At 48.5% G+C, this 12532-nt stretch carries 8 protein-coding genes; all 8 read left to right on the forward strand.

Translation table 11 applies throughout. The features are described 5' to 3' along the window. Nucleotides 1-614: 614 nt before the first annotated feature. The 8 genes from AC1M2H_RS09505 to AC1M2H_RS09540 are packed head-to-tail and all read left to right on the forward strand — an operon-like array spanning nt 615 to nt 12521. Nucleotides 615-2030: a mannose-1-phosphate guanylyltransferase/mannose-6-phosphate isomerase gene (locus AC1M2H_RS09505; protein ID WP_480151181.1), complete on the forward strand. Its 1416-nt coding sequence runs from the start codon at nt 615-617 to the stop codon at nt 2028-2030. A 22-nt stretch (nt 2031-2052) separates the two neighbouring features. Then, on the forward strand, nt 2053-3435 hold the full coding sequence (gene rfbK / locus AC1M2H_RS09510) for an O9 family phosphomannomutase RfbK (protein WP_480151182.1): 1383 nt from the start codon (nt 2053-2055) through the stop codon (nt 3433-3435). Nucleotides 3436-3440: 5 nt separating this feature from the next. After that, nucleotides 3441-4226, forward strand: a complete 786-nt coding sequence (locus AC1M2H_RS09515) for an ABC transporter permease (protein ID WP_480151183.1) — start codon at nt 3441-3443, stop codon at nt 4224-4226. A gap of 2 nt (nt 4227-4228) precedes the next feature. Further along, on the forward strand, nt 4229-5524 hold the full coding sequence (locus AC1M2H_RS09520; RefSeq protein WP_480151184.1) for an ABC transporter ATP-binding protein: 1296 nt from the start codon (nt 4229-4231) through the stop codon (nt 5522-5524). Between the two features lie 19 nt (nt 5525-5543). Next, complete coding sequence (locus AC1M2H_RS09525) at nt 5544-7673, forward strand: class I SAM-dependent methyltransferase (RefSeq protein ID WP_480151889.1); 2130 nt, start codon at nt 5544-5546, stop codon at nt 7671-7673. A gap of 10 nt (nt 7674-7683) precedes the next feature. After that, on the forward strand, nt 7684-10206 hold the full coding sequence (locus AC1M2H_RS09530; RefSeq protein ID WP_480151185.1) for a glycosyltransferase family 4 protein: 2523 nt from the start codon (nt 7684-7686) through the stop codon (nt 10204-10206). 44 nt (nt 10207-10250) lie between these two features. Further along, entirely contained in the window at nt 10251-11396 is a 1146-nt protein-coding gene (locus AC1M2H_RS09535) for a glycosyltransferase family 4 protein (protein ID WP_480151186.1), read from the forward strand. Nucleotides 11397-11405: 9 nt separating this feature from the next. Continuing rightward, nucleotides 11406-12521: a glycosyltransferase family 4 protein gene (locus AC1M2H_RS09540; RefSeq protein ID WP_480151187.1), complete on the forward strand. Its 1116-nt coding sequence runs from the start codon at nt 11406-11408 to the stop codon at nt 12519-12521. Nucleotides 12522-12532: the final 11 nt, after the last annotated feature.

Genomic DNA, 12532 nt, shown 5'->3' on the forward strand with positions numbered 1-12532 from the left:
CATTGATGTATTATTGTGAAGAGGCAATTGATGAGGGCGTAAAATGATTAAGCGAGTTGTGTTAAAAAGAGACCGCTTAATCCGCTATAGCAGAAGGTAGGTTTTGAAGGTTTTTTATTGCTGTCCATCTGCTCTATGACCTTTGATGTATCACTCTTATCCTGAAAGACTGTCGGCGTGGCAACATCCTGTTAAACACCTTCAGACTCAACGCTTACCGCGATGTAACAGGCAGGGTAAATGAGAAAGTCCTTATGGATAGGGGGTGGTAAAAAGGGGAAAGTAGCGACCTTGTGCCGTCCGTTTGCTCCGTTGGCCGCTCGTTTGAAAACAGAGCTATGTCTGATGATATACCTTTGTTTTTAGTTTTTTGCATAGGGCCAACTTGGCTGCTTTAGGTTGTGTGAGCTTTCTGTTGGCGATGATCGAGCATTAGATGATGGCTATATGCTGCTGGTGGCGACACTAAGACTCATGGATACAACACGGCAGCGTTACGCGCTTTGGTTGCGATAGCCAAGGGCGGTAGCGTGTCCATCAAACGGTGAAATGTCAGTGGTAGTAGTTGGTTATTTGATTGCACATAAAGTGATTATTTATTTAAGGATTTTAATATGTTACTTCCTGTAATTATGGCTGGCGGCACAGGTAGCAGACTGTGGCCGATGTCCCGCGAGCTGTATCCAAAGCAGTTTTTGCGGCTGTACGGGCAGCACTCTATGTTGCAGGAAACTATCTCTCGCCTCTCAGGGCTGGACACCTATGAGCCCATGGTTATTTGTAACGAAGAGCACCGTTTTCTGGTGGCTGAGCAGCTGCGACAGCTGGACAAGCTGTCGAAAAATATCATCCTTGAGCCGGTTGGCCGCAATACGGCGCCGGCTATTGCTCTTGCGGCACTACAGGCGACGCAAAATGGTGATGACCCGCTGATGCTGGTTCTTGCTGCCGATCACATTATTAATAATCAGGCAATTTTCCATAAAGCCATTGGCATCGCTGAACAATATGCGCTGGCCGATCATCTTGTCACATTCGGGATCGTGCCGAGCACGCCGGAAACGGGGTATGGGTATATTCAGCGCGGTGAGGCGTTGACCGAAGACGAGCACACGCCTTATCAGGTGGCGCGGTTTGTTGAAAAACCCGATCGTGAGCGCGCAGAGGCATACCTTGCCTCCGGTGAATATTACTGGAACAGCGGCATGTTTATGTTCCGGGCTAAAAAGTATCTTTCTGAGTTAGAAAAATTCCGTCCGGATATCCTTGCGGCATGTACCGAAGCGGTCCGCAATGCGGACGACGGCAACGATTTTGTCAGCATTCCACACGACATTTTCAGCAGCTGTCCGGACGAATCTGTCGATTATGCGGTCATGGAAAAAACGGCTGATGCGGTGGTCGTGGGCTTGGATGCCGACTGGAGCGATGTCGGCTCCTGGTCCGCATTGTGGGAGGTGAGTCCCAAGGATGAGCAGGGTAACGTCCTGAGTGGGGATGCATGGATACATAACAGCCAAAACTGCTATATCAACAGTGACGAAAAACTGGTGGCGGCAATAGGTGTTGAGAACCTGGTTATCGTCAGTACCAAAGATGCCGTGCTGGTCATGAATAAGGACCACTCACAGGACGTGAAGAAAGTGGTGGAGTTTCTGAAACAAAATCAGCGCAGCGAATACAAGCGTCACCGTGAAATCTACCGTCCCTGGGGGCGCTGTGACGTGGTGGTACAAACGCCGCGTTTCAATGTGAACCGGATTACGGTTAAGCCTGGAGGCGCGTTTTCCATGCAGATGCACCACCACCGGGCTGAACACTGGGTTATCCTTTCCGGTACAGGTCAGGTGACCGTCAACGGAAAACAGTTCCTGTTGACGGAAAATCAGTCCACCTTCATCCCAATTGGCGCCGAGCACTGTCTGGAGAACCCCGGGCGCATTCCGCTGGAAGTGCTGGAGATTCAGTCCGGCTCTTATCTGGGTGAAGACGATATTATCCGTATTAAGGACCAGTACGGTCGTTGCTAATTTTTCAGGACATAGATTCAGAATGACACTGCTTAAATGTTTTAAATCCTACGATATTCGTGGCGAACTGGGCGAAGAGCTGAACGAAGATATTGCCTACCGTATCGGGCGCGCTTATGGGGAATTCCTGAAGCCAGAACGGATTGTGGTGGGCGGCGATGTTCGCCTGACCAGCGAATCCCTGAAGCTGGCGCTGGCCCGGGGCCTTATGGATGCGGGGACGGATGTGCTGGATATCGGCCTGAGCGGGACGGAAGAGATTTATTTTGCCACCTTCCATCTGAGCGTTGACGGGGGAATTGAGGTCACGGCCAGCCATAATCCGATGAACTATAACGGCATGAAGCTGGTCCGCGAGAACGCGAAGCCCATCAGCGGTGACACCGGCCTGCGGGATATCCAGCGCCTGGCGGAAGAAAATCAGTTCCCGCCCGTGGATGCCGACCGGCGTGGGACGCTGCGTCAGGTGTCCGTCCTGCAGGAATATGTGGACCACCTGATGGGCTACGTCAGCCTGGCGAATTTTGTCCGTCCTCTGAAGCTAGTGGTGAACTCCGGTAACGGGGCGGCGGGTCACGTCATTGATGAAATCGAAAAACGCTTTATCGCGGCAGGCGCGCCGGTGAGCCTCATCAAGGTGCATCACCAGCCTGACGGTAATTTCCCGAACGGTATTCCGAACCCGCTGTTGCCGGAGTGCCGTCAGGACACCGCGGATGCCGTTCGTCAGCATCAGGCCGATATGGGCATCGCGTTTGACGGCGACTTTGACCGCTGCTTTATGTTCGATGATGAAGCGGAGTTTATCGAGGGATATTACATCGTCGGTCTGCTGGCGGAGGCGTTCCTGCAGAAACAGCCGGGCGCCAAAATCATCCATGACCCGCGCCTGACGTGGAACACGGTGGATATTGTCACCCGCAGCGGCGGTACGCCAGTCATGTCCAAAACCGGGCATGCCTTTATTAAAGAGCGGATGCGCCAGGAAGATGCGATCTATGGTGGGGAGATGAGCGCACACCACTACTTCCGTGATTTTGCCTACTGCGACAGCGGGATGATCCCGTGGCTGCTGGTGGCCGAACTGCTGTGCCTAAAAAACACGTCGCTGAAAGCGCTGGTGGCGGATCGTCAGGCGGCGTTCCCGGCATCGGGAGAGATTAACCGCAAGCTGAACCATGCGGCGGAGGCGATTGCGCGCATACGCGAACGTTATGAGCCAGCGGCCGCAGTTGTCGATACAACGGACGGCATCAGTATTGAATATCCTGAGTGGCGTTTTAATCTGCGCAGCTCGAATACCGAGCCGGTGGTTCGTCTGAACGTGGAGTCAAAAGGCGACCCTGCGCTGATGAAAGAGAAAACAACTGAGCTGCTGAGCTTGCTGAAAGAGGAATCGCTTTGAGTCCGATGTTATCTGCGATTTATCGCTACCGTGGCTTTATTATTGACAGCGTAAAACGGGACTTTCAGTCCCGTTATCAAACGAGTTTCTTAGGTGCAGCATGGTTGATCCTACAACCTGTTGCCATGATTTCTGTTTATACATTAATTTTTTCTGAGCTGATGCGTGCCCGTCTGGCTGGGATGGATGGGCCTTTCGCTTATAGTATTTATCTCTGCTCAGGAGTGTTGACCTGGGGGCTATTTACTGAGACGCTGAATAATCTGGTGAATGTGTTTTTAACCAACGCCAATATACTTAAGAAACTCAGTTTTCCACGTATTTGCTTACCGATTATCATTACTGCTTCTGCTTTCATTAATTTTCTTATTATTTTTGGTTTGTTTGTTGTTTTCCTGGTTATTACCAATAACTTCCCCGGCTGGATATTTTTCGAAATAATTCCGGTGTTGATGATACAAATGCTTTTTACACTGGGTTTGGGGATTATTCTCGGAGTATTAAATGTCTTTGTGCGTGACGTAGGGCAGTTTGTTAATATTCTTCTACAATTTTGGTTCTGGTTTACTCCGATTGTTTATGTATCAAAAACGCTACCGGAATGGGTTTCTGGGCTGTTAGCTTACAATCCGATGGCAACGATCATTGGTGCTTACCAGAATGTCATGCTGTACCACGAAAGCCCTAACTGGATGGCGCTTCTGCCGGTGGCTATCGTCTCCCTCCTTTTATTTTTATTCGCCTGGCGTCTGTTTAAAAAACATGCAGCTGATATCGTGGACGAGATTTAAGAATGAGCATAAAAGTTCAGAACGTCGGCAAGGCGTATAAATCCTATTCTTCAAAATGGAATCGGGTAATTGAAAAGCTTCTGCCGGGGGATAAACCCCGGCATAGTAAAAAATGGGTCCTGAAAGATATTAGCTTTTCCGTGGAACCTGGGGAATCGGTAGGGATCGTGGGGGTTAACGGCGCGGGCAAAAGTACATTGCTGAAGCTTCTCACGGGGACCACGCAGCCGACAAAAGGTGAGATCCATATCGAAGGCCGGGTTGCCGCGTTACTGGAGTTAGGAATGGGTTTCCATCCTGATTTCACCGGTCGGCAAAACGTGTTTATGTCCGCGTTGATGATGGGGCTGAATCGCGAAGAAATTGAGCGTTTAATGCCAGAGATCGAGGCTTTTGCCGATATTGGCGACTATATTGATGAACCGGTACGTATTTATTCCAGCGGGATGCAAATGCGCCTGGCCTTTGCCGTTGCGACCGCTTCTCGCCCGGATATTCTGATTGTTGATGAAGCATTATCAGTGGGGGACTCCCGATTTCAGGCAAAATGCTATGCGCGCATAGCCGAGTTTAAAAAGCAGGGAACAACGCTGCTTCTGGTTTCTCATAGTGCCGGAGATATTGTCAAACATTGCGATCGCGCAATCTTCCTAAAAGATGGCGATATTTGCATGGATGGTACCGCCAGAGATGTCACTAATCGATATCTGGACGAACTGTTCGGTAAGCCGGGTAAAAACGCTGCGGCTAAGAGCGATAAGCAATCGCAGCGTAGTGCGAGTGAGACGGGGATGTCGCTGGATGAGATTGCTGACACTTACCACACCCGTCCGGGCTACCGTCCAGAAGAGTACCGCTGGGGGCAGGGAGGGGCAAAAATCATTGATTACCATATTCAGAGCGCAGGTGTCGATTTTCCGCCATCTCTTACCGGTAACCAGCAAACCGATTTTTTAATGAAGGTCGTCTTCGAATACGATTTTGACTGCGTGGTACCGGGGATTCTAATTAAAACTCTGGACGGTCTTTTCCTTTATGGCACCAATTCTTTTCTGGCCTCTGAAGGTCGGGAGAATATTTCTGTCTCTCGTGGTGATGTGCGTGTATTCAAATTCAGTTTACCCGTAGATTTAAACAGTGGCGATTATTTGCTTTCGTTTGGCATTTCGGCCGGTAGTCCGCAGACTGATATGACGCCGCTTGACCGTCGCTACGACTCCATTATTCTACATGTGACTAAGAGCATGGATTTTTGGGGTGTCATCGATCTTAAGTCAACGTTCAACAGCTACCAATGAAGTTGAGAAAAATTATTCCATGACTACTAACTTAAATAAACTAGTTAGCGAATTACCTGAAATATATCAGACGATTTTCGGCCATCCCGAATGGGATGGCGATGCTGCACGGGATTGCAATGAGCGCCTTTTGTTGATCGGCGAGCAGTATGATAACTTATCTCGTGAATTGGGACGCCCGTTACGGATTCTGGACCTTGGGTGTGCGCAGGGATTTTTCAGCCTTAGCCTCGCCAGTAAAGGTGCGAGCGTTCTGGGTATTGATTTCCAACAGGAAAATATCAACGTATGCCGGGCCTTGGCCGAAGAAAATCCAGAATTTGATGCGCAATTTCAGGTTGGACGTATTGAAGAAGTTATCGCTGCGCTGGAAGACAATCAGTTCGATTTCGCCATTGGTTTAAGCGTCTTCCATCATATTGTTCATCTGCATGGTGTGCCCGAGGTCAAGCGTCTTTTGCAACGTCTGGCGAGCCATACCCAGGCGTTAATTCTTGAGCTGGCAGTAAAGGAAGAACCGTTATACTGGGGAAACTCTCAGCCAGCGGACCCGCGTGAATTAATCGAACAATGTGCGTTTTATCGATTAATTGGTCAGTTCGATACCCATCTCTCGCCAGTGCCCCGTCCGATGTATGTCATAAGTAACCAGCGGGTAATGTTGGGGGACTTTAATCAGCCTTTCCAGAGCTGGCAGGATCAGCCTTATGCCGGAGCGGGCTTCGCTCATAAAAGGAGCCGCCGCTACTATTTCGGTGATGATTTTGTCTGTAAATTATTCTATTACGACATGCCGGCAGGTTTGCTCACCGAAGAGGAGAGCCAGAGGAATAAAGAGGAGCTTCACAACGAAGCGACTTTATTAGCGCATCCTCCACGTGGCCTTAAGACGCCAAAGCTGTTGGCGCACGGCACGGATGACCAGTCAGGTTGGCTGGTGATGGAAAAACTGCCTGGTCGGTTATTGAGTGATATTCTGGCAGCCGGCGAAACGGTTGACCGGGAACAGATTTTGCTCTCCTTACTAGAAGCGCTGGCGAAGATGGAGAAGCAGGGGCTCTGGCATGACGACATCCGTTTATGGAATGTCATGGTTGATCAAGACCGGCAGGCCCTGCTGATCGATTTCGGCTCGATCGTCAGCGCTCCTCAGGATTGTAGCTGGCCGGTTAATATCATTCAGTCATTCTTTATTTTCGTTAATGAACTATTTGGAGAAAACCGTACCTGGAATGGTTTGTGGCGATCCGCGCCAGCGCACCCGTTTAATTTGCCAAAGCCATGGTCTAACTGGCTGTATGCCGTATGGCAGACGCCAGTAGCATCGTGGAATTTTGTTCTACTGCTGAAGCTGTTCAAAGAGAAAGATAAACTTCCCGATGTGGGACAAAATATGAGTGCAGTGGAGCAATGGATCGCGGCCCAGGAGACGGTGCTGCTGGAAGCTCAAACCCGCCTGCGTATCGAAAACGAACATAGCACGAAGCTGAGTGCGCAGATTGACGCGCTGGAGCTTGAGACGTCGCAATTGCAGCATGACCTGAGCGTATTGAACGATACGACGGCCGCTTTTTCAGTACATGATGAAGAACTTCGCTGGTTAGCCGAACACGTCGATCGGTTGAATGGTTTGTTGCAGCAGGCCGCGCAGCAAAAGGAAAAAGAGGCGCCGGAACCACAGCAACCTCCTGAAATTGTGGAACTGCAGCAGCAGCTAGCCGCTGCGAACCGGGAAATTCATCATTTAAGTAATGAGAATCACCAGCTGAGGCATGAAATTGATAAGATTCATCGTAGTCGTTCATGGAGAATGACGAAGTGGTATCGTTATGCCGGTCTGCAAATCCACCTGCTGCGACAGTATGGATTTATACAAAGATGTAAGCATTTGATTAAGCGCATGTTGCGTGGGATATTTTCAATATTGCGCAAGCATCCGAAAATAAAAAACAGTGCGGTTAATCTGTTGCATAAACTTGGGCTCTATCAACCGGCGTACCGTCTGTATCGTCGTATGAACCCATTACCGCATAGTCAGTATCAAGCGGAAGCTACAATACTTTCACAGACCGAAATGCAAGTGATGCATCCGGAGTTATTGCCGCCTGCGGTACATGAAATATATCTCAAACTAACTAAAAATAAATAAGGAGATTCGCTTGCATATTTTGATCGATGTCCAGGGATATCAATCGGAAAGTAAATTCCGCGGTATTGGACGAAGCACTTTGGCCATGAGTCGGGCGATTATCCAGAATTCCGGTAAGCATCGTGTCAGTATTTTGATCAATGGGATGTACCCTGTTGACAATATTAATGATGTTAAAGCAGCCTATCAGGATATTCTTCCCGAAGAAGAAATGTTTATTTTTTCTGCTGTGGCCCCGACGGCTTATTGTAATATAGATAACCACGGTCGTAGCCGGGCGGCGCAGGCCGCGCGGGATATCGCAATTACGAACATTAACCCTGATATTGTCTATGTTATTAGCTTCTTTGAAGGGCATGGCGATAGCTATACGGTATCAATTCCAGCTGATAAAGTACCGTGGAAGACCGTTTGTGTCTGCCACGATCTGATCCCCTTGCTGAATAAAGAACGTTATCTTGGCGATCCTAATTTCCGCGAATTCTATATGAATAAGCTGGCGGAATATGAACGTGCGGACGCAATTTTCGCTATTTCGCAATCTGCGGCGCAAGAGGTTATTGAATACACTGATATTCCGGCGACCCGGGTCTTTAATATTTCTTCCGCGGTAGGCGAAGAGTTTTCTGTTCTGACGTATTCAGATGATACCCTTCAGACATTACGGAATAAATATAATCTACCGGATGAGTTTATTTTAACTCTGGCTATGATCGAGCCCCGGAAGAATATTGAATCACTGATTCATGCCTATAGTCAGTTGCCGAAAGAATTGCAACAGAGTTATCCAATGGTGCTCGCTTATAAGGTGCATCCAGACGATCTGGAACGCATCCTTCGGTTAGCAGAAAGTTATGGGTTGTCGCGTAGTCAGTTGATTTTCACCGGCTTTTTAGCCGATAGCGATTTGATTGCGCTATATAACCTTTGTAAGCTTTTTGTTTTCCCGTCTCTGCATGAAGGGTTTGGATTACCTCCGCTTGAAGCGATGCGCTGCGGGGCGGCGACATTGGGTTCTAATGTCACCAGTCTGCCGGAAGTGATTGGCTGGGACGAGGCGATGTTCGATCCGCGCGACGTGCAGGATATTCGTCGTGTAATGGAAAGAGCATTAACTGATACCGAATTCTTTGCCGCTCTTAAACAGCACGCGCTGACGCAGTCGGCGAAGTTTTCCTGGGCGAACACCGCGGAACTGGCCATCGAAGGTTTTGTGCATCTGCTTGACGAGCCTGTCGATCCAGCGACCTTATCTCTCGAAAATCTCTATGCATCGCGGATTAATTCGATGCGTAAAATTGAGATGTTGAACGAAGTGGACCGTCTTGGTCTGGCGTGGGCGGTTGCGCGTAATAGTTTTCAAAGTCATACCCGCAAGCTTCTGGTGGATATTTCCGTCCTCGTGAAGCATGATGCGAAAACGGGTATTCAGCGCGTATCGCGCAGTATTCTGAGCGAACTGCTGAAGGCCGGCGTCGAAGGTTATCAGGTGAGCGCCGTGTATTACACGCCTGGCGAGTGTTATCGTTACGCTAATGAATATTTATCGTCTCATTTTGATGGCGAATTTGGCGCGGATGAACCGGTACTGTTCAGCAAAGGCGATATTCTGATTGCGACCGACCTGACCGCTCATTTGTTCCCGGAAGTTGTGACCCAGATCGATAGCATGCGCACTGCGGGCGTCGCTGCTTGTTTTGTGGTTCATGATATTCTGCCGCTCAGAAGACCTGAATGGAGTATTGAGGGCGTTCAGCGCGAATTTCCCATCTGGCTTTCTTGCCTGGCGCAACACGCTGACAGGCTGGTCTGCGTTTCGGCAAGCGTAGCTGAAGATGTAAAAGCATGGATTGCTGAAAACTCTCAGTGGGTAAGAGCCAATCCGTTGCTCAAGATCAGCAATTTCCATCTTGGTGCCGATCTTGATGCGAGTGTACCGTCTACCGGTCTGCCTGATGATGCCGATGCACTGCTGGCGAAAATGGAAGTTGAACCTTCGTTCATTATGGTAGGAACCATGGAGCCTCGTAAGGGGCATACCCAAACTCTCGCCGCATTTGAAGAGTTGTGGCGACAAGGTAAAGATTATAATCTGTTTATCATCGGTAAGCAGGGCTGGAATGTGGATAATCTCTGTGAACGCCTACGTCATCATCCGCAGCTGAACAAAAAACTCTTCTGGCTTCAGAATATCAGTGATGAGTTTTTATCCTTATTGTATGCTAAATCGCGGGCATTAATTTTCGCTTCATTGGGTGAAGGTTTTGGTTTACCTTTAATTGAGGCCGCACAGAAAAAATTGCCGGTTATTATTCGTGATATTCCAGTGTTCAGGGAAATTGCTCAGGAGCATGCTTTTTACTTTTCTGGTGAAGCTCCTGAAGATATTTCAAGAGCTATTGAAGAGTGGTTGGAACTTTATCATTACGATGCTCATCCACGTTCCGAAAGTATCGGGTGGTTAACGTGGAAGCAAAGTGCTGAATTTTTGCTGGAAAATCTTCCGGTTATGAAATTTGGCATGAATAAATAATCTAAGAATCGGGGTGGTATCACCACCTCGGCTATGAGTTCGTCATGAAAATTATTTTTGCAACTGAGCCAATTAAATATCCATTAACCGGTATCGGTCGTTATTCTCTTGAACTGGTTAAACGGCTGGCAGCATCCAGTGAGATTGAAGAGCTTAAGCTATTTCATGGTTCTAAATTTATTGATGCCATCCCCCATGTTGAACATAAATCTAATAATAAAGCGAGCAATCATGGTCGCTTGTCGGCTTTTATGCGTCGGCGCTCATTATTCATTGAAGCCTACAGGATTCTGCATCCGCGCCGTCAGGCATGGGCGTTGCGGGATTATAAAGAATACATTTATCACGGGCCTAATTTTTATCTGCCACACAATTTAGATCGCGCCGTTACCACGTTTCATGATATTTCGATATTTACCTGCCCGCAGTACCATCCAAAAGATCGGGTGCGTTATATGGAGAAGTCGATACGTGAAAGCATGGCGTCGGCAAAGCTGATTCTGACCGTATCCGATTTTTCGCGCAGCGAGATTATTCGCTTGTTCAACTACCCTGCTGACCGCATAGTCACGACCAGGCTGGCGTGTAGTGGTGATTACGTACCGCGCAGTCTGGCGGAATGCCAGCCAGTGTTGCAGAAGTATCAGTTAAAATGGCAACGTTACGCCTTGTATATTGGTACGATGGAGCCGCGTAAAAATATTCGTGGTTTGCTCCTGGCCTATCAGCAATTGCCTGTGGAAACGCGTATGCGCTACCCGCTGATCCTCAGCGGTTATCGTGGTTGGGAAGATGAAACGCTATGGCAAATTGTTGAGCGCGGCACCAGGGAAGGTTGGATTCGCTATTTAGGCTATGTGTCGGATGACGATCTCCCATATTTGTATGCGGCTGCCAGAACCTTTGTTTATCCTTCGTTTTATGAAGGATTCGGTTTACCTATTCTTGAAGCAATGTCTTGCGGTATTCCGGTAGTATGTTCCAATGTGACTTCATTGCCTGAAGTCGTCGGAGACGCAGGATTATTATCCGATCCCAATGATGTCGATGCGATAAGCGCTCATATTTTGCAAAGTCTGCAGGATGAATACTGGCGTGAAATATCAATTACGCGGGGCTTTGTCCAGGCACAACGGTTTTCGTGGGAAAATTGTACGGCGCAGACCATCAATGCCTATAAATTACTTTAAGGGTGTACGTTGAGAGTTTTACACGTCTATAAGACCTATTATCCGAATACCTACGGTGGTATTGAACAGGTCATTTATCAGTTGTGTCAGGGCTGCGCTCGCCGGGGAATCGCAGCCGACGTATTTACCTTTTGTCCGGATAAAAATACTGGGCCTGTCGCTTATGAAGAACATCAGGTTATCTATAATAAGCAATTGATTGAAATCGCCTCCACGCCGTTTTCTCTGAGTGCGCTAAAGCGATTTAATAAGATTAAAGATAACTACGATATCATTAATTATCATTTTCCGTTTCCATTTATGGATATGCTGCACCTTATGGCGCAACCTGAAGCGAAAACGGTTGTCACCTATCATTCTGATATTGTGAAACAAAAACGGTTAATGAAGTTATATCAGCCGTTACAGGATTGCTTTTTGTCCAGTGTCGATTGCATCGTCGCTTCATCGCCCAACTATGTGGCTTCAAGCGAGACATTAGAGAAATATCAGGACAAAACGGTAATTATTCCCTTCGGACTTGAGCAGCATGATGTGCAGCACGATCCCCTGCGGGTAGCACACTGGCGCGACAAAGTAGGGGATAAGTTTTTCCTTTTCGTCGGCGCCTTTCGTTACTACAAGGGGCTGCATATTCTGCTTGAGGCTGCGGAACGTAGTCGATTGCCGATCGTCATTGTCGGCGGCGGACCGCTGGAAGCGGAAATTCGCCGGGAGGCGGAGCAGCGAGGTCTGAGCAACGTTGTATTTACCGGCATGTTGAATGATGAGGATAAATATATTCTCTTCCATCTTTGTCGCGCGGTCGTTTTTCCCTCCCACCTGCGTTCAGAAGCGTTTGGTATTACCTTACTGGAAGGGGCGCGATTCGCCCGGCCGCTGATCTCCTGTGAGATTGGCACCGGAACCTCGTTTATCAACCAGGATAAGGTCAATGGTTGCGTGATCCCACCGGATAACAGCGCGGCGTTAGTCGAGGCGATGAACGAACTGTGGAACAGTGATGAAACGGCTGCGCGCTATGGGGCAAATTCTCGTCGCCGCTTTGAGGAGATGTTTACTGCAGAACATATGATTGATGCATATGTTAATCTCTACAGCACCTTACTGGAGAAGAAAGCCTGATCTTCAGCGAA

This window comes from Klebsiella sp. F11, assembly GCF_056712265.1.